A 17,946-nucleotide genomic window follows, 5' to 3' on the forward strand; every position below is an offset into this window, starting at 1 on the left:
GTCGCAGCGGCGCGCCGGCTGCCGGGGCGGTCCGCCCCGGGACCGGCGGGCGGAGCCGTGGCGTGCTGCCGGTCGCTCCGCGGGCCGGGGGCCTGCGCCGCACCGGTGCCGCCTGCCGGCCGCGGCGGCGGGGGTGCTGACCGGTGCTCCCGTCCGACCTCCCCGCCCTGGTCGACCACCACTGCCACAGCGTGCTGGCGGTCGACCTCGACGACGACGAGCTGGCGGGGCTGCTCACCGAGTCCGACCGACCGCCCGCGCCGGGCACCTCGCCGTTCGACAGTGCGCTCGGCCTCGCCGTCCGCCGCTGGTGCCCACCCGCGCTCGGCCTGCCCGCGCACGCCCCGGCCGCCGAGTACCTGGCCCGGCGCCGTGAGCTCGGCGCCCCGGAGGCGACCCGCCGCCTGCTGGCGGCGGCCGGGATCGGCACCTGCCTGGTCGACACCGGCCTGACCGCCGCCGCGGGCCGTCCGCTGCTGCCGCTCGCCGGGTTCGCCGAGGCCTCCGGCGCCCGCGTACGCGAGGTGGTCCGGCTGGAGCGGGTCGCCGAGGGGGTCGACGCCCCGGCCGGCGACTGGTCCCGGGCGGTGCGCGAGGCGCTGGCCGCCGCCGCCTCCGAGGCGGTCGCGGTCAAGTCGGTGGTGGCCTACCGGACCGGCCTGGCGGTGCCCGCCGAGCGCCCCGGCCCGGCCGCGGTGACGGCCGCCGCGGGGGAGCGGCTGCGCACCGGGGGCGGGCGGCTTTCCGACCCGGTGCTGCTGCACCACCTGCTCTGGACGGCCCTGGACGTCTGCGCCGAACTCGGCCGCCTGCCGCTCCAGTTCCACACGGGCTTCGGCGACCCGGACCTCACCCTGCACCGGGCCGACCCGTCGCTGCTGGCCGGCTTCGTCCGGGCCGCCGAGCCGTCGGGCGTCCCGCTGGTCCTGCTGCACGGCTATCCGTACCACCGGCAGGCGGCTTGGCTGTCGCACGTCTTCCCCCTCGTCCACACCGATCTCGGGTTGTCCGCCTCCTACACCGGCCCCCGGGTGGCGGCGGTGCTCGGCGAGATGCTGGAGCTGGCGCCGTTCGGCAAACTGCTGTTCTCCACGGACGCCTACGGCCTGCCGGAGCTGTACCTGGTCGGCGCGGCCCAGTTCCGGCACGGCCTGGGCACCCTGCTGGACGGCTGGCGGGCCGACGGCGCCTGTACGGCGGCCGACGCGGAGCGCCTCGCCCGGCAGGTGGCCGCCGGGAACGCCGGTCGGCTGTACGGGCTCTGACGGCTACCAGGGCGTGAGGTTGGCCATGTCGTTCCCGAAGGGGCGGAGCTCGGGCATCCCCTGCTTCTCGACGTCCATCCGCCAGTCGCCGTCGACCCAGCGCAGGTCCACCTGCACCGCCCCGTACATGGCGGGCAGCCCGCCGGGGAAGCGCACCAGCAGCATCACGTGGGACTGCTCAGGCGTGTAGGTCATCACCGAGAACGCGGCGACCTTGACCTCGCCGACGCCCTCCGGGTTGATCGGGTCCTTGAGCCGCTTGTCGGCGTAGCTCTTGGCGGCGCTCGGCGGGTGGATCTGGGCCCGGGCGGCGACCTCCCAGTCCTCGTGGCCGGTGTCGATGGCGGCGAACACGGCGGCGGCCCGCGCGGCGCCCTCGGGGGTGCGGGCGAAGCAGTGCCAGTGGCCGCCCTCGCGGATCAGCGGCCCGGCGGTGCGGGAGGTGGGTACCTGCAGCGAGCCGAGCGGCTTGAACTCCGTCCCGGGCGGGGTCCGCTCCAGCCGCTCCTGGTTGCCGTCGTCGGTCCGGCACCCCGGTGCCCGGTCCCCGGCGGGCCGAGGCGCCTCGGCCGGAGGGGCGGTCACGGCGGGTGCCGTCGACGAGGGCGCGGCCGGGGCGGCAACGGCCGGCGGGGTCGTCGCGCCGGGTGCGGCCGAAGCGGGCGCCGTCGGGGCGGGCGCCGTCGACGCGGGCGCCGTCGGGGCGGGTGCGGCGGGGGCGGGTGCGGCGGTCTCCACGGCGGCGGCGGACGGAGCGGTCGCCGAGGTCGTCGAGGACGCGCACGCGGTGCTCAGGGCGAGGAGGGCGCCCGCGGTGGCGGTGGCTGCCCTGGATCTGCTGGACATGGCTGAAGTGGTCCCCCCGTGATGGCACGTCAGTACGAGTTGATCATGCCAGTCCGCGCCGGGCTCTGATGGTCGTTCGGGCCGAATCGACCGCCGCCCGCCCCCCTCGGCGAAGGGCGTCCATTCACCGTATGGATTGGTGAAGTGCCGGTTTCCTCGGAAGTGCCGCCTTCAGAAGTGGCCGAACGGTGTCGATTAGATGACTACCCCTTGCGGATTGCGACACATGTTCACTAGCGTCCCGATCATTCCAGTGCACCTGCCACACGCAGTTGCATGACGACTCGGGAGGGCCAACCCCTATGAGTGTTCCTCGGATCAGCCGGACCCGGTTCGCGGCGGTGGGCGTCGTCCTCGCCACCGCCGGCGCCCTCGCGCTGCCGGCCGGCACCGCCTTCGCCGCCGGTGCGGAGTCGACGACCGGTCCGCTGCTCAGCTACGTCGTCAACACCAAGGCCAACCACGGCCAGGTGCAGAAGGTCGAGAGCGCCGTCAAGGGCCTCGGCGGCACCGTGGTGTACTCCTACGAGCAGATCGGCGTGGTGATCGCCCGCTCGACCGACACCCAGTTCGCCGCCAAGCTGCGCAAGGCCAAGGGCGTCGAGTCGGTCGGTGCGAGCCGCACCAAGGGCATCACGGCCTCCGAGGACCGGACCGCCGAGGTCGCCGCGGCCCCGTCCGCCGCCCCCGCCGCCGGCGAGGAGCCCTACTGGGCCAACCAGTGGGACATGCGTCAGATCGGTGTCGACAAGGCCCACAAGCTGTCGCTCGGCAGCCGCAACGTCACCGTGGGCGTCCTGGACTCCGGCATCGACGGCACCCACGAGGACCTCGCGGCCAACGTCGACGCCTCCAAGTCGGTCTCCTGCATCGACGGCGGCAAGCCGAACACCGCCTGGGACGCCTGGCAGCCCGGTGTGGACGGCGCCCACGGCACCCACGTGGCCGGCACCATCGCCGCCGCCAAGAACGGCAAGGGCATCGAGGGCATCGCCCCGAACGTCAAGCTGGCCGCGGTCAAGGTCGTCGACGACGGCGGCTTCATCTACCCGGAGTACGCCATCTGCGGCTTCGTCTGGGCCGGTGAGCACAAGTTCGAGGTCACGAACAACAGCTACTTCGTCGACCCGTGGATGTTCAACTGCCAGGAGGACGCGGACCAGGCGGCGATCACCACCGCCGTCCGCCGCGCCGTCGAGTTCTCGCAGCGCAAGGGCGTCCTCAACGTCGCCGCCGCGGGCAACGAGAACATCGACCTCGCCCACAAGACCAAGGACGTCGCCAGCCCGGACGACACCACGCCGGGTGAGCGCCCGATCAACCAGAACTGCCTCAACCTGCCGACCGAGCTGGACGGCGTCGTCTCGGTGTCCTCGGTGGGCGTCAACGGCGACAAGTCGTACTACTCCAGCTACGGCAAGAACAAGGTGACCGTCGCCGCCCCCGGTGGCGACCGCCGGTACCAGATCCCGGACACCCCGGACAAGAACGGCCGCGTGCTGTCCACCATCCCGGGTGGCGGGTACGGCTACATGCAGGGCACCTCGATGGCCTCCCCGCACGCCGCGGGTGTCCTCGCCCTGCTGGCGAGCACCTTCCCGTGGGCGAGCCCGGAGGAGCTGACCGAGCTGCTCACCAACCAGGCCGAGTCGCACGCCTGCCCGTCCGGCCCGTACAACCCGGGCGGCGCCGGCGAGTTCGCCGCCACCTGTGAGGGCGGCGTGGACGACAACGGCTTCTACGGCGCCGGCATCATCAACGCCGAGAAGGCGGTCCAGTGGTGGCGCTGAGCAGCTGACACGCTGATCGGCCGCTGAACCCACGACGGGGGCGGGACGCGAGTCCCGCCCCCGTTCCGCGTGTCCGGCCCCGTCCGTCGGGCCGGGGCGTCCTGCGCGGGCCCGCCGTCCGACCGCCGGCCCGCCGTCCGATCGCCAGCCGTTCGACCGCCGGCCCGCCGTCCGACCGCCAGCCGTTCGACCGCCCGTCACCGGCGGCCCGGCGCCGGGCCGCTCACTCGACGTGCTGCCCCCAGGCCGTCTCCACCGAGGGCTTGCCGTGCAGGTCCGGCACGTCCTGGAGCCAGGCCGGCCGGCCCGCCCTGGTCCGGTCCGCCCGCCGGCGCTCGGCCTCGCGCAGCTGCTCCGGAGTGGAGAACCCCTCCGGCAGCCATTCGGCGGAGCGCGCCGCCCGGGCGGCCAGGTGCGCGACGTAGGCGCGGCGCACCGCCGCCACCGAATCGAAGCCGGGCTCGTCGGCCAGCCACTCGTCCGGGACGAGCGCCAGCACCTCCTCCAGCACCGCGGCGGTGACCAGCGGCCCGAGCTCCTCGTCGGCGCGCCGGACGTCCGGACGGTACCCGCCGAGGGCGTGGGCGCTCAGGTCGTACCGCTTGCCGACGGCCGCCGCGGCGGCGGACCAGCGGTGGTGGAAGATCAGTGCGGCGCCGTTGTCGATCAGCCAGAGCCGGCCGTGCCAGACCATCAGGTTGGGGTTGTGCACGGTCCGGTCGACGTTGCCGGTGAGCGCGTCCAGCCAGACGACCCGCCCGGCCAGGACCGGGTCGACGTCGATCATGCCGGGCCTGAAGTCGCGGGCGCCGGGCAGCAGGTCCATGCCGAGGTTGAGCCCGCCGCTGGACCGCAGGATGTCCTGGACCTCGGGGTCCGGCTCCCCGTCGGCCACCGCCGGGTCGAAGTCGACCAGCCGCAGCTCCGGCACCGGCAGGCCGAGCCGCCGGGCCAGCTCGCCGACGATCACCTCGGCCACCACCGCCTTGCGGCCCTGCGCGGCCCCGGTGAACTTGACCACGTAGGTCCCCAGGTCGTCGGTCTCCACCACGCCCGGGACGGACCCGCCGGCCCGCAGCGGGTCGACGTAGCGCACTGCTGTCACCTGATCGAGCACACCTGCCACCCTAATGCCCGCCCCCGGCACGCAGGCCACCCGCGGGTGCGCCGGACGTCCTGTGGTTGGCTTGCCGGTGGCCCCGAACGATCGCGCGCCACCGGAGACCGTCCAGGCCGGTCGGCCGCGGACGCCGGGAGACCTCACCACACCGGACGACCTGACGAGGAGAGCACGACCATGGGACAGGTGCAGGCCACCACCGAGCGGGTCTACGACGCGGCCCCCGAGCGGGTGTACGAGGCGCTGGCCGACTACCAGGTGACCCGCCCCAAGCTGCTGCCCGAGCAGTACAGCGAGTACGAGGTCCGGGTCGGCGGCACGGGCGCGGGCACCCAGGTGCACTGGAAGCTGCAGGCCACCGAGAAGCGGATCCGCGACTGCCTGTTCACCGTCTCGGCGCCGCAGCCGGACCAGCTGGTGGAGCGGGACGCGAACTCCTCCATGGTGATCACCTGGACCGTGTCGGCGGTCGGCGAGGGCCGGTCGAAGGTCACCGTCTCGGCCGCCTGGCAGGGCGCGACCGGCATCGGCGGCTTCTTCGAGCGGACCTTCGCCCCCAAGGGCCTGAACCGGATCCACGACCAGGTGCTGGCCAACCTGGCCGCCGAGGTCCGCTGACCGTCCGGCCCGCCGACCGGCCGGGCCGAGCCGGGTCCGGCCGACCGCCGGCCGGTCGGCCGACCGGCGCCGACCGCCCGGGCGCGTCGGCGCCGGTCCCGGAGCGCCGCCCCGCCGGGGCGACCCCCGCCCGCCGGAACCGCCCCTCCGCTCGCTCGGGGATTCGACGGATCCGTCCACCCGTGCGAGCCGGAAGCCGTACGGGTGGACGGCCGCCACGTGCGGGTGACGACGGCCCCGCGGCACGGTGCGGCCACCCTAGGCTCGCCGCCGTGCATATGACGATCCTTCACATTTCGCAACCCGTCGACGGCGGCGTCGCCCGCGTCGTGGTCGACCTCGTCCGGGGCCAGCGCGAGGCCGGCCACCGGGTGCTGGTCGCCTGTCCGCGCGGCGGCCGGCTGGCCGAGGAGGCCGCCGCCGTCGGCGCGCTGGTCCAGGACTGGCCGGCCCGGCGCTCGCCCGGCCCGGCCACCGCCGCCGAGGCGTGGCGGCTGCGCCGGATCGTCCGGGCGGCCGCGCCCGACATGGTCCACCTGCACAGCGCCAAGGCCGGACTGGCCGGCCGGCTGGCCGTCCGGGGCGCCGCGCCGACCGTCTTCCAGCCGCACGCCTGGTCCTTCGCCGCCGTGGACGGCGCGCTGGCCGCCGCCACCCTGCGCTGGGAGCGCTACGCGACCCGCTGGGCGCACCGGCTGCTCTGCGTCTCCGTCCAGGAGCGGGCCGACGGCGTCGCGGCGGGCCTGCACGCCGACTGGGCGGTGGTGCCCAACGGCGTGGACGTCCGCCACTACGCGCCGGCCGACCGCCGGGCCGCCCGGATCGCGCTCGGCCTGGAGCCGGACGGTCCGCTCGCGGTCTGCGTGGGCCGGCTCTGCCGCCAGAAGGGGCAGGACGTGCTGCTCGACGCCTGGCCCGAGGTGCAGCGCCGGGTGCCGTCGGCCCGGCTGGCGCTGGTCGGCGGGGGGCCGGAGGAGGCCCGGCTGGCCGCGGTGGTCCGGGGGTCGGCCGAGCCGGCCCGGGTCCGGCTGGCCGGGGACGTCGCGGACCCGCGCCCGTGGCTGGCCGCGGCCGACCTGGTGGTGCTGCCCTCGCGCTGGGAGGGCATGGCGCTGGCCCCGCTGGAGGCGATGGCGTCCGGCCGCCCGGTGCTGCTGACCGACGTCCCCGGGGCCCGCGAATGCCTGCCGCCGGGGGAGCGGAAATCCGCCGTGGTGCCGCCGGAGGACGCCGCCGCGCTCGCCACCCGAATGGCCGAAGCGTTGTCCGATCCGATCGAGTGCGAGCGACGCGGTGCGCGCCTGCGCGAGCACGCGGCGGCCCGCCATGATGTTCGCTCGGTCGTCGAACAGGTGGACGCGCTCTACCGGGATCTGCTGGGGGCCGGTCCGGCGGCCGGACGCCGCCGCGCCCGTGTCCCGCAGCGGATCTGATCGTTTCACATGCCGTGAATGCCCCGCCGCTCCGGCGCTGTCGTATTCGCACCCTCAACCGGTTGTGGGCGAGGCGTGAAATCGGAAATACCTATTAATGGGCGGCTGGAATGAAATGGCAAGTCGACTTCCGGCATTCCAGGCAGCGTTCGGTATTGTCTGATTTTGCCTGCTCCATTTCGATTTCGCGCCGGGAATTCGCGAGAAAGCCGAAAGCCGCCAGCGGCAGCAGGTGCAGTCAGGACCGCGCCCACCGGGCCGGGACGGCCGCCCCGGGCCAACCGGTGCCGGACCGCCGTCACCCCGGGCACACAGCAGGGGAGTTCGTGCGCTGATGACCATTGACCACGACAGCGTGCCACGGCCCGGCCGGCCCCTCTCCGGCACGAGCCGGCCCGCCACCGGGCTGCTCGACCGCCCGGCAGGGTCCGCCCAGACCCGCAGCGCCCCGACGGCCCGGCGCCACCGCCGCCCGGTCCGCTCCCGGATCGCCCTGCCCGTCGCCCTGGTCGTCGTCGACGCCTTCGCCCTGTGCACCGCCACCGGGATCGCCAACCGCGCCCTCGACCCGGCCGTCCGGGTCGCACCACTGCTCGGCGTGGCCGCCCTGCTGCCACTGCTGATCCTCGTCAACCTGGCCGGCGGCCTCTACCGCACCCGGCTCACCCTGTCCGTCCTCGACGAACTGCCCGCGCTCACCGTCCGGGCGGGCGTCGCCACCGCCTTCGCCGTCACCCTGGCCGGCTGCCTCGAAGGCCGCTGGCCCGACTCCGGCCCGGCCACCCCGGCCCGGCTGACCGTCCTGCTCGGCACCCAGCTGGTGCTCGCCGTCCTCGCCCGCGCGGTGCTCTACCACCTGGTCCGCCGGATCCGCCGCAGCCGCCCCAGCCCCGTCCTGGTGCTCGGCGCCGGCCGGCTCGGCCGCCGGGTCGCCGCCGCCCTCAGCGAGCGCGGCGAGTACGGGATGCGCCCGGTCGGCTTCCTCGACCCCGACCCGCCGCTGCTCACCGGCGACACCGACCTCCCGGTGCTCGGCGGCCGCGAGGCCCTCGAACGCGAGGTCCGCCGCCACCGCGTCCACCACGTGGTCGCCACCGCCGGCGCCGCCGACGAGGCCGAGACCGCCGCCGCCCTGCGCGACGCCGCCCGGCTCGGCTGCCAGGTCTGGCTGGTGCCCGCGCTGCGCGAGTACGGCTCCCTCGGCGCCGGCCGGCTGGCCGGCGCCGACCACCTCTGGGGGTTCCCCTGTCTGCGCGTCGGCCGCGCGGCGATGCGCCGCCCCGGCTGGACCGCCAAGCGGGCCCTGGACGTCACCGCCGCCGGCCTCGGCCTGCTGCTGCTCGCCCCCGTCCTCGCCCTCTGCGCACTCGCCGTCCGCTTCGACACCGGCCCCGGCGTGCTCTTCCGCCAGCAGCGCACCGGGCTCGACGGCCGGGTCTTCACCGTCCTCAAGTTCCGCACCCTGCGCCCCAGCAACGAGCACGAGTCCGCGACCCGCTGGAACATCTCCCAGGACCACCGGATGGGCGCCGTCGGCCGGCTGCTGCGCCGCAGCTCCCTGGACGAGCTCCCGCAGCTGTGGAACGTCCTGCGCGGCGACATGAGCCTGGTCGGCCCGCGCCCCGAGCGCCCCTACTTCGTCATGCGGTTCAGCCAGGCCTACCCCGAGTACGCCGACCGTCACCGCGTCCCGGTCGGCCTCACCGGCCTCGCCCAGGTCAACGGCCTGCGCGGGGACACCTCGATCGAGGACCGGGCCCGCTTCGACAACCGCTACATCGAGAGCTGGAGCCTCTGGCAGGACGTCAAGATCCTGTGCCGCACCGCGGCGCTGATGCTCCACCCGGACGGGAGCTGACCCAGCGTGGCCCTGACCCTTCCCGCGCCCCCGCGCCCCGCGCACCTCTTACGGCGCGCGGGGGCGCTCCTCCGGGACCGCCCCGCCCTGCTCGCCGCCGCCACCGTCCTGCTGGTCTGCGTCCCCACCGGGGAGAAGGACGTCGCGGCCGCCGTCCACGTCACCGCCGCCGACCTCGCCTCGCTCGCCCTGGTCGCCCTCACCGCCGTCAACCTGCTGCGCGGCCGGACCCCGGCGATCGCCCGCGCCGACGCCGTCCGGTTCGGTGCGGTGGTGGCCGCCGCCGCCGTCGCCACCATCGGCTCGATCGACCCGGCCACCAGCCTCACCGGCTTCGTCCGGCTCACCCAGGTCTTCGTGCTCGTCCCCGCCGCCGTGCTCTGCGCCCTGCGCGACCGCACCGACCAGCGCCTCGTCCTCGGCTCCTTCGTGGCCGCCGCGCTGATCCAGGGCGTCGTCGGCGTCCACCAGTTCCTCACCGGTACCGGCGCCTCCTACACCGGCCGGCCGATCCGCGCCGTCGGCACCTTCGGCGCGCTGGACATCATGGCGATGTCCACCGTGGTCGGCTTCGGCCTGCTCGCCGCCCTCGCCCTCGCCCTCGGCGAACGCGGCCCGGCCGGCGACCCCCGGCTGCGGCGGGCGCTGTTCGCGGCCGCCGCCTTCCTCGCCCTCCCGCTCGCCGTCTCCTTCAGCCGCGGCAGCTGGATCGCCACCGCCGCCGGAGCCGCCGTCCTGCTGCTGCGCGCCGACGCCCGGCTCGCCGTGCGCAGCACCGTCCTGGGCCTGGCCGCCGCCGTCGTGCTGGTCGGCGGCCTCGGTCTCGGCGGCTCCGGCGTGACCGCCCGGCTCAGCTCGATCGGCTCCGTCTCCGAGGCCCCCGACCAGTCGGTCTCCGACCGGTACGACCTGTGGGCCACCGCCGGGCGGATCTGGCAGGACCACCCGGTCTCCGGCGCCGGCCCCAAGGCCTTCCAGCAACTGCGCGACGGCCACGCCCCGTTGCGGCTCTCCTCCGGCAGCGACGCCGCGGACGCCACCATCGGGTTCCAGCGCGAGCCGCTGCTCTCCCCGCACAACATGTACTTCCTGGTGCTCAGCGAGCAGGGGCTGGTCGGCATCGTCGCCTACGGCGTGCTCTTCCTCGGCCTGCTCCTCGGCTGCCTCCGGCACGCCCGCGGGCCCGGCCTCGCGGCGCTGGCCCTGCTCACCTGGGTCCTGGTCGACTTCCTCTACGCCGACATCGGCGGCACCACCACCGTGCTGACCTCGGTGGTCCTCGGACTCGCCGCCGCGGCCTCCCGCCCCACCGGCCCGCGGGCGGCCGCCCGATGAGCACCGACCAGCCCACCGCGCTCACCCCGGCACTGCCCGCCCCGCGGCCCGCGCCGGCCGACCCCGCCACCGGGGGCCCGGCCGCGGCACCCCGGCGCGGCTTCCTCGCCAAGGCCTTCGGCGTCACGGCCGTCCTCAGCGCCGCCGGCTCCGCGCTCGGCCTGCTCCGCGACCTCCTGCTGGCCCGCTACTTCGGCGCCAACCAGGGCACCGACGCCTTCCTGGTCGCCTGGACCGTCCCCGAGACCGCCGCGCCGCTGCTGATCGAGGACGCCATGTCCTTCCTCATGGTGCCCGCCTTCGCCCTCGCCCTGGTGCTCCGCGAGGAGCGCCCCGACGGCCCCGACCCGGTCCGCCAGCTGGTCCGCGCCACCCTGCCCTGGCTGCTGCTCGCGCTCTCCACGCTCTCCCTCGGCGCGGCGCTCGGCGCCCCCTGGCTCGTCGACCTGCTGGCCCCCGGCCTGGCCAACCCCGGACTCGCCGTCACCTGCACCCGGATCACCGCGATCACCGTGCTGCCGTTCGGCGTGGCCGGCTACCTCGCCGCCGCCCTGCGCGCCCACCACCGGTTCACCGCCCCGGCCGGCATCTACGTCGCCTACAACCTCGGCATCCTCGGCGTCCTGCTCAGCTGCCACGCGATCTGGGGCGTCCGCTCCGCCGCGGTCGGCGTCGCCCTCGGAAGCCTGCTGATGGCCGGCCTGCTGGTGGTCCCGTTCCTGCGCGGGCTGCGCGCCGGCGCCGGGAGCGGCCGCGCAGGCCGCGGCCGGCGCTCCCGCAACGCGCTGGTGCTGATCCCGTTCGCACTGCTGCCGGTGGCCGCCTTCACCCTGACCCGGCAGTCCCAGGTCTTCATCGAACGGTTCCTGGGCTCCGAACTGCCGCCCGGCACCATCTCGCACCTCAACTACGCCGCCAAGGTCTCCCAGCTGGCGATGACCGCCGGCATCCTGATCTGCACCGTCACCTTCCCGCTGGTCGCCCGGGCGCTCGCCGCCGGCGACCTCACCGCCGCCCGCGACCGGGTGGAGAAGGACCTCGGCCAGGCGGCCGCCGTCGTCCTGCTCGGCACCGCCTTCCTGCTCGCCTGCGCGCCGTCGGTGGTGGCCCTGCTCTTCGAACGCGGCGCCTTCGGCGCCCGGGACACCGCCGCCACCGCCGCCATCATCCGGGTCTACAGCTTCGGCCTGCCCGCCCAGGCGCTGATCGGCGTGATGATCCGCCCCTACTTCTCGCTCCGCCCGGTGGTCCGCCGGGCCGGCGACCCGCGCCCGGACGACGGCGGACGCCGGCTGCTCGACTGGTACCCGGCCGCCGCCATGGCGCTCGGCCTGGTCGTCACCGTCGTCGGGGGGCTGCTCGCCACCCCCAGGTTCGGCGCCCCCGGCCTGGCCGCCGCGAACGCGGTCGGCATCACCGCCACCGCCGCGCTGCTGCTGCACGGCCTGGTCCTGCGCGGCATCCCGCTGCGCCTGCGCCGCGTCCTCGGCGGCCACGCCCGGCTGCTGGCCGCCGCCGCGGGCGCCGTCGCACTCGGCACCCCCGCCGCCGGCCTCACCGCCGACCCCCTGCTCTCGACCGTGTTCGGGGGCCTCACCGTGGCGCTGGTCTTCGCCGCCCTGGGCACCGGCCTCGGCGCCCGTGAGGTGCGCGGACCGGTCCGCGCCGCAGCCCGGGCCCTGGGCCCGTCACCTGTCGCCGATGAAGGGAAGCCTCCCCATGGACGCTGAACGGGGATTCGTCCGGCCGGTCCTGTCGGGCGTCCGCCGCCCCGCCGCACCGGCGGCCGCAGGCCCGCACCCCGACGCCCGGCGCACCGACGCACCGCGCACCGGCACCCGCCGGCCGGCGGCACAGCTGCCCCGGAGCCGCCGCCCGCTCGCCGAGGCGCCCGTGCCGGAGACCTCCTCGCCGTGGATCCTGATGTACCACTCGGTGGCCGTCGAGGACGAGGACCCGTACAAGCTGACCGTCAGCCCCGAGCGGTTCGCCGAGCAGATCGCCTGGCTGCACCGGCGCGGCCGACGCGGCGTCTCGGTCCGCGAGCTGATGCGGGCCAGGGCCGCGGGCCGCGACGACGGACTGGTCGGCCTCACCTTCGACGACGGCTACGCCGACTTCGGCCGCTACGCCGTACCGATCCTGCAGGCCTACGGCTTCACCGCCACCGCCTACGTGGTCGCCGACCTGCTCGGCCGCGCCAACGACTGGGACACCGAGGGCCCGCGGAAGAAGCTGCTCACCGTCCAGGAGGTCACCGACCTCGCCGCGGCCGGCTGGGAGATCGGCTCGCACGGCCTCGGCCACCGCGCCCTGCCCGGCCTGCCCGCCGACGTGCTCGCCACCCAGACCAGGGAGAGCCGCCGAGCCCTGGAGGAGGTGGTCGGCGGCCCCGTCACCGGCTTCTGCTACCCGTACGGAGCCGTCGACCTGGCCGCCACCCACGCCGTCCGGGACGCCGGGTACGACTACGCCTGCGCCATCGCGCACTCCCCGCTCACCGGCCGGTACGCCCTGCCGCGCTGCTACGTCGGCGACCGCGACGGCGCCTGGCGGCTGCGCGCCAAGCGCGGCCGGCACCGCCTGCGCGACACCGTCACCGAACTGCGCCGTTCCCGCCTGGCCGCCCGCGCCCGCCCCGAACCGGCCGGACGCCCGGAGCCCAAGGGCCGCACGGCCGAGGGCGAGGGGCGCACCGGGGGCGACCCGGGCGCCCCCGCCCGGAGGCCGGGCGAGGGCGGCGGGGCGCGGGGACGCCACCCCGCCGCCGGACCGGCCGACGGCGCAGGCCGCGGGGCCGAGCGCCCCGGCGGCGGGCGGGCCGGCCACGGCAGGGCCGCCCGATGAGGGTGCTGCACGTCGTCACCGGCCTCGCCTCCGGCGGCGCCGAGCGCCAGCTCCAACTGCTGCTCCGGCACCTGCCGGCGCACCAGCACTGCGAGGTGGTCGCGATGACCAACCCCGGCACGGTGGCCGAGGCCCTGCGCGCCGAGGGCGTCACCGTCCACCACCTCGGCATGCGGGGCAACCGGGACCTCGGCGCGCTGCCCCGGCTGGCCCGTCTGATCCGGGCCGGCCGGTACGACGTGGTGCACACCCACCTCTACCGGGCCGGACTGTACGGCCGGCTGGCCGCCCGGCTGGCCGGGGTCCGGGCGGTGGTCTCCACCGAGCACTCGCTGCACGCCGGGGTGATCGAGGGCCGCCCGGTCACCCGCGGCGTCAAGGGCCTCTACCTGGCCGCCGAGCGGCTCGGCACCACCACCGTCGCGGTCTCCCGGCAGGTCGCCCAGACCCTGCACTCCTGGGGCGTCCCGCCGGCCCGGGTGGAGCTGATCCCCAACGGCATCGACTCCGCCCGCTACGCCGGCCCGGACGCCGACCGGGCCGCCACCCGCGCCCGGCTGCGCGCCGAACTCGGCCTGCCGCAGGGCAGCTGGGTGGTCGGCGGGGTCGGCCGGCTGGTCCCCGGCAAGCGCTTCCCGGTGCTGGTCCGGGCGCTCGCCGAACTGGACGGCGCGGCCCGGCTGGTGCTGGTCGGCGAGGGGCCCGAGCGCGCCGCGCTGGAACGCCTGGCCGTCGAACTCGGGGTCCGCGAACGCCTGCTGCTCACCGGCGAGCGCGACGACGTCCCCGAGCTGCTGACCGCCCTGGACGTGCTGGCCGCCCCCTCCACCGAGGAGACCTTCGGGCTCGGCGTGCTGGAAGGGCTGGCGGCCGGCCTCCCGGTCCGCCACAGCGCCTGTCCGGCCCTGGACGAACTGCCGCCCAGCGCCGCCCCGCAGGCCCGCCGGATCCCCTCCGAGGCCGCCGCGTACGCCGCCGCGCTGCGCGAGCTGCGCCACCTCGACGACCACAGCACCGACCCGCTGCCCCGGCCCCCCGCGGTCGGCCACTACGACATCGTCCGGGTGGCCGCCGACCTCGGCGCCCTCTACGACCGCCTGGCCCCCGCTTGAGCGGGCGGCTCCCCAGTCGCCGGGCCGCCGGCCGGGTGGCCCCCATACCCAAGGAGTCTCGATGACCGAACCGCGCCGAAGCGCCCGCCGCCTGGTCCGCCGCTGGTGGCCGGTGGCCCTCGCGGTGCCGCTGGGTGCCGCCGCCGGCGCCGGGTACGCCGCCGTCGCCCACCCCTCGTACGCCGCCGACTCCTACGTGATCGTGGTGGCGCAGAACCCGGGGGAGAGCGCCACGGCAGTCAACTTCGCCCAGGCGTACGGCCGGCTGGCCGGCCGGCCGCAGGTGCTCGCGGCGGCCGCCGCCGAGACCGGGCACGGCCGGTCCGAGCTGGAGGCCATGGTGCACGGCACCACCTCGCCGGACGCCCCCATGATCGAGATCACCGGCACCGGGGCGGACCCGCAGGAGGCCGTCCTGGCGGCCGACGCGGTGGCCCGCTCGCTGGTCGCCTTCGCCAACGGCAGCAGCAAGGAGACCGGCGTCCGGCTGGTCCCGCTCGCGGCCGCCGCCGAGCCCGACAAGCCGACCACCCCCTCGGCCGAGCTGGACGTGGCGGTCGGCGGCGCGGCCGGCGTCCTGATCGGCGCGCTGGTGATGATGACCCGCCGCCGGCCCGGGTCCGCGGCGGACACCGGGTCCGGGACGGAGTCCGCCGCCGGGGCGGGCCCCGCCCCGGCCGCCCCGCGCCCGCGCGCCGCGGAGCCCCTGCCGGAGCCGGATCCGGCGCCCGCGGCCGCCGCGGAGGCCCGGCCCGAGGGCGGGGAGAAGGGCAGGGGCGGCGACAAGGCCGCGACCGGGGCCGGGGCCGAGGACGACCGCAAGGCCGGGGCCGGGGCGTCCCCGGCGTCCGGGCCCGCCGCCGGGGAGACCCCGGGCAAGTCGGAGAACAGGACCAAGACCGCCGCCGGGAGTGGACGATGAGCACCGAGGCCGCCGCCCCGACCACCGGGTTCCCCGCCCAGGCCTGCGCCCCGCGCTGGACCACCGAGCTCCGCCGCGAGGACGACGCGCTCGACACCCTCGCCGAGGAGTGGGACGACCTGGTCACCCGCTGCCGGACCGCCACCTTCTTCCAGGCCGCCGTCTGGCAGCGCTCCTGGTGGCGCAACTACGGACGCCCCGGCGCCCTGCTGGTGGTCCTGGTCCGCCGGGACGGCCGGCTGGTCGGCGCGGGCGCGTTCCAGCGGCGCGGCGGCCCGCTGGGCGGCCTGACCGGGCTCGGCGCCGGACTGATCGACTTCACCGACGTCCTGCTCGACGACTCCTGCGCCGACCGGGCCGCCGCCGAGTTCGCCGCCGCGCTGCCGCTCACCCGGCCCTGGCACAGCCTGGACCTGCGCGAGGTCCACCCGGAGGCGGCCGTCCAGCGGGTCTTCGCGCACTGGCGCGGCCGGCGCAGGCGCTTCACCGACTCGCTCTGCCAGTACCTGCCGGCCGTCCCGATGGAGCAGCTGCTCAAGCGGGTGCCCGGCAAGACCGCCCAGCGCAGCCGGGTGAAGCTGCGGAAGATCGCCGAATCGGGCGTGGAGGTGCGGTCGACGCCGCCGGAGGAGGTGCCCGAGGCGCTGGCCGGGCTGCTGCGGCTGCACTTCCTGCAGTGGGCCGAGCGCGGCGTCACCGCGGAGCACCGCACCGAGCGGTTCGCCCGCCACCTGGACGAGTCGACCACCGGCCTGGTGGCGACCGGCCGGGCCGCGGTCCACCAGTACTGGCTGGACGGCGAGCTGGTCGCCGTCAACCTGCTGCTGCTCTGCCCGTCCTTCGGCGGCCTCTACCTGTACGGCGCGCACCCGAAGCTGCGCGAGCGGCTGGACATCGCCGGCCTGCTGTTCGGCGCGGCGCTGGACGAGACGCTCGACGCGGGCATCCCGGTGCTCGGCCTGCTGCGCGGCCAGGAGCCGTACAAGCAGCGCTGGCGGCCGGACGGGCTGCCCAACCAGCGGCTGCTGTTCGGCCCGCGGGGCCCGGCCCCGGCCGCGGCCGCCCGGGGCGGCGCGGTCCGTTCCCGGCAGGCCGCGGTGCGGGTGCTCAGCACTCGGATGCCGAAGCTGAAGGAGGCCCTGCTCGCCCGTCGCCGGCGCTGAACCGGACACCCGCTCAGCGCCGTGCCGGTGCGGCGGCCGGTGACGGGCTCGGCGACGGTACCGCCGTGGCGGAGGGTCCCGCGGTCGCCGCCGCGGTCGCGGGAGCCGTCGCCGTCGCGGACGCCGTCGCGCCGGCCGTTCCGGAGGCCGCAGCGGTGGGGGAGGCCGGAGCGGTGGGGGAGCCGGCGGCGGTGGCCGAGGGGGCGGACGGGGCCGGCGGTGCGGACGGCATCGCCGGCGCCTCCGGTGCCGGGGGCGCGGCCGCCGCCGGGGCCGGGGCCGGCGCCCCCTGGGAGCCGGCCATCAGCTGACGGAACCGGGCGCTGGAGCGCGGGTTCCGGTCGCACTGCCAGAAGCCGTGCGGGCAGTAGTCGGTGACGGTCTGGTACGCGGTGTCGTGGGTGCGGATCCACTCCACCATCCGCTGCACGAACTCCGGGTTGTCGCCGTTGCGGAACAGCCCCCACTCCGGGTACGAGACCGGCTTGCCGCGCTTGGCCGCGAACTCCACCTGGTCCTGCAGCCCGTAGGGCTCGTGCACGTAGTCGTCGAAGGAGCCGCCGGCGGGCTGGTCGTAGCTGTCCATGCCGATGATGTCGACCACGTCGTCGCCCGGGTAGCACTTGGTCCACGGGATCGCGTCGAGCCCCCGGTTGGGCGTGAAGTCGAAGCGGAACCGCTGCCCGGGCACCGACCGCATCACCGTGACGATCCGCCGCCAGTAGGTCTTCCAGGCGGCCGGGTCGGGCTTGCAGCGGTGGGTGTAGGTGACGCCGTTCATCTCCCAGCCGAGGGTGAGCACGGTGTCCGCGCCGCCGAGCGCCACCAGCCGGCGGGCCAGCTTGAGGAAGTGCCGGTCGAAGTCCCCGCGCGCGCCCTGGGCGAGCAGCTTCGCCACCTCGCCGTCCGGCACGTTCGCCTCGTTGGGGACCAGCATCGGCACCCCGAGGATGAGCATCCGGGACGGGTCGGCCAGCCGCCACTGCGACCACATGCCGAGCACCATCGGCTCGCCCTCGACGTCCGCCCAGCCGTTGCCCGCCAGGTAGGTGTGGCCGACCTGGAGGTTCGCGTTGTTCAGCCACTGGGCGTAGCGCCCGATCTGCGGGATGTACCGGTCCCAGGAGCCGACGAAGGCGCCGAACGGCGGCTCGTGCTTCGGCCGCTGGACGACCGGTCGCGGGGCGGCGCCGCGGGGCGAGATGGCGTCGGAGGAGAGCGCGTGCCGTTCGGTCTGGCTCAGCGGCGTGCCGGCGGGAACGCTGGCGGTGGTGAGCAGCAGCAGGGCGGCGGCGGCCAGCGCCAGGCGGCCGAATCGCATGGTCTCTCCTCGGGCGGGGGCCTCGGGCAGGGCGGGGCGGGAGGGCGACGCAGCGTGGTGCCCCCATCGCCGACAGTAGGCCCGCGAGGCGGAGGAAAAGCCGAATGTCACCCTAAAGTGGGCGGTATTCGAACGCCGTCCGGCGGTGTGCCGTGTATCACCTCTGTAACAGTCCCGGTGCGCCGGGGAGCCCTACCGCCGCGGCCCGCCCGGGCGGTGGCGGGGGCGTCACCGGGCCCGACGGCGCAGGTCGGTGGGCGGCGCCCGCCGGACGGCGCGAAACCGGCCGGCGGGGTTCCGCCGTCCGGCCCTACGG

The 17,946-nt window shown here is 76.2% G+C and carries 14 protein-coding genes; 11 read left to right on the forward strand and 3 right to left on the reverse strand.

The genetic code is table 11. The features are described from left to right. Window positions 1–143 precede the first annotated feature (143 nt). The gene (locus OG550_RS27350; protein ID WP_327681908.1) at window positions 144–1,265 is read left to right on the forward strand and encodes an amidohydrolase family protein; all 1,122 of its coding nucleotides are present in this window, start codon (window positions 144–146) and stop codon (window positions 1,263–1,265) included. 3 nt (window positions 1,266–1,268) lie between these two features. On the opposite strand, the gene OG550_RS27355 is transcribed toward OG550_RS27350, so the two are convergent. Then, complete coding sequence (locus OG550_RS27355) at window positions 1,269–2,111, reverse strand: hypothetical protein (protein ID WP_327681910.1); 843 nt, start codon at window positions 2,109–2,111, stop codon at window positions 1,269–1,271. Window positions 2,112–2,413: 302 nt separating this feature from the next. Between OG550_RS27355 and OG550_RS27360 the strand changes: the two genes are divergently transcribed. After that, window positions 2,414–3,901 carry a S8 family peptidase gene (locus tag OG550_RS27360; RefSeq protein WP_327681913.1) on the forward strand — a complete coding sequence of 496 codons (1,488 nt, stop codon included), beginning with the start codon at window positions 2,414–2,416 and terminating at the stop codon, window positions 3,899–3,901. A gap of 223 nt (window positions 3,902–4,124) precedes the next feature. Here the strand turns inward: OG550_RS27360 and OG550_RS27365 are convergent, their stop codons facing one another. Beyond that, a complete protein-coding gene (locus OG550_RS27365; RefSeq protein ID WP_327681915.1) occupies window positions 4,125–5,018 on the reverse strand; it encodes a HipA family kinase in 894 nt (297 codons plus the stop codon). 180 nt (window positions 5,019–5,198) lie between these two features. Between OG550_RS27365 and OG550_RS27370 the strand changes: the two genes are divergently transcribed. The 9 genes from OG550_RS27370 (at window position 5,199) to OG550_RS27410 (ending at window position 16,309) form a co-directional block, all read left to right on the forward strand. After that, window positions 5,199–5,639: an SRPBCC family protein gene (locus tag OG550_RS27370; RefSeq protein WP_327681918.1), complete on the forward strand. Its 441-nt coding sequence runs from the start codon at window positions 5,199–5,201 to the stop codon at window positions 5,637–5,639. Window positions 5,640–5,917: 278 nt separating this feature from the next. Continuing rightward, window positions 5,918–7,072 carry a glycosyltransferase gene (locus OG550_RS27375; RefSeq protein WP_327681920.1) on the forward strand — a complete coding sequence of 385 codons (1,155 nt, stop codon included), beginning with the start codon at window positions 5,918–5,920 and terminating at the stop codon, window positions 7,070–7,072. A gap of 334 nt (window positions 7,073–7,406) precedes the next feature. Beyond that, window positions 7,407–8,930 (forward strand): exopolysaccharide biosynthesis polyprenyl glycosylphosphotransferase, encoded by a 1,524-nt coding sequence (locus OG550_RS27380; protein ID WP_327681923.1) that lies wholly within the window; start codon window positions 7,407–7,409, stop codon window positions 8,928–8,930. A gap of 6 nt (window positions 8,931–8,936) precedes the next feature. Beyond that, entirely contained in the window at window positions 8,937–10,265 is a 1,329-nt protein-coding gene (locus tag OG550_RS27385) for an O-antigen ligase family protein (protein ID WP_327681925.1), read from the forward strand. Next, entirely contained in the window at window positions 10,262–11,995 is a 1,734-nt protein-coding gene (locus OG550_RS27390) for a lipid II flippase MurJ (protein ID WP_327681927.1), read from the forward strand. Before OG550_RS27385 ends, OG550_RS27390 begins: the two co-directional genes overlap by 4 nt. Further along, on the forward strand, window positions 11,985–13,112 hold the full coding sequence (locus OG550_RS27395) for a polysaccharide deacetylase family protein (protein WP_327681929.1): 1,128 nt from the start codon (window positions 11,985–11,987) through the stop codon (window positions 13,110–13,112). Before OG550_RS27390 ends, OG550_RS27395 begins: the two co-directional genes overlap by 11 nt. Next, complete coding sequence (locus OG550_RS27400; protein ID WP_327681931.1) at window positions 13,109–14,224, forward strand: glycosyltransferase; 1,116 nt, start codon at window positions 13,109–13,111, stop codon at window positions 14,222–14,224. The genes OG550_RS27395 and OG550_RS27400 overlap by 4 nt, the downstream gene beginning before the upstream one ends. Before the next feature lie 61 nt (window positions 14,225–14,285). Further along, the gene (locus OG550_RS27405; protein ID WP_327681933.1) at window positions 14,286–15,146 is read left to right on the forward strand and encodes a hypothetical protein; all 861 of its coding nucleotides are present in this window, start codon (window positions 14,286–14,288) and stop codon (window positions 15,144–15,146) included. Beyond that, window positions 15,143–16,309 (forward strand): GNAT family N-acetyltransferase, encoded by a 1,167-nt coding sequence (locus OG550_RS27410; protein ID WP_327681935.1) that lies wholly within the window; start codon window positions 15,143–15,145, stop codon window positions 16,307–16,309. Before OG550_RS27405 ends, OG550_RS27410 begins: the two co-directional genes overlap by 4 nt. A 13-nt stretch (window positions 16,310–16,322) precedes the next feature. Here the strand turns inward: OG550_RS27410 and OG550_RS27415 are convergent, their stop codons facing one another. Continuing rightward, window positions 16,323–17,630, reverse strand: coding sequence for a glycoside hydrolase family 26 protein (locus OG550_RS27415; RefSeq protein ID WP_327681937.1), 1,308 nt, complete (start codon window positions 17,628–17,630; stop codon window positions 16,323–16,325). Window positions 17,631–17,946: the final 316 nt, after the last annotated feature.

Origin of the sequence: Kitasatospora sp. NBC_00458, from assembly GCF_036013975.1 — a bacterium.
Lineage (GTDB): Bacteria > Actinomycetota > Actinomycetes > Streptomycetales > Streptomycetaceae > Kitasatospora.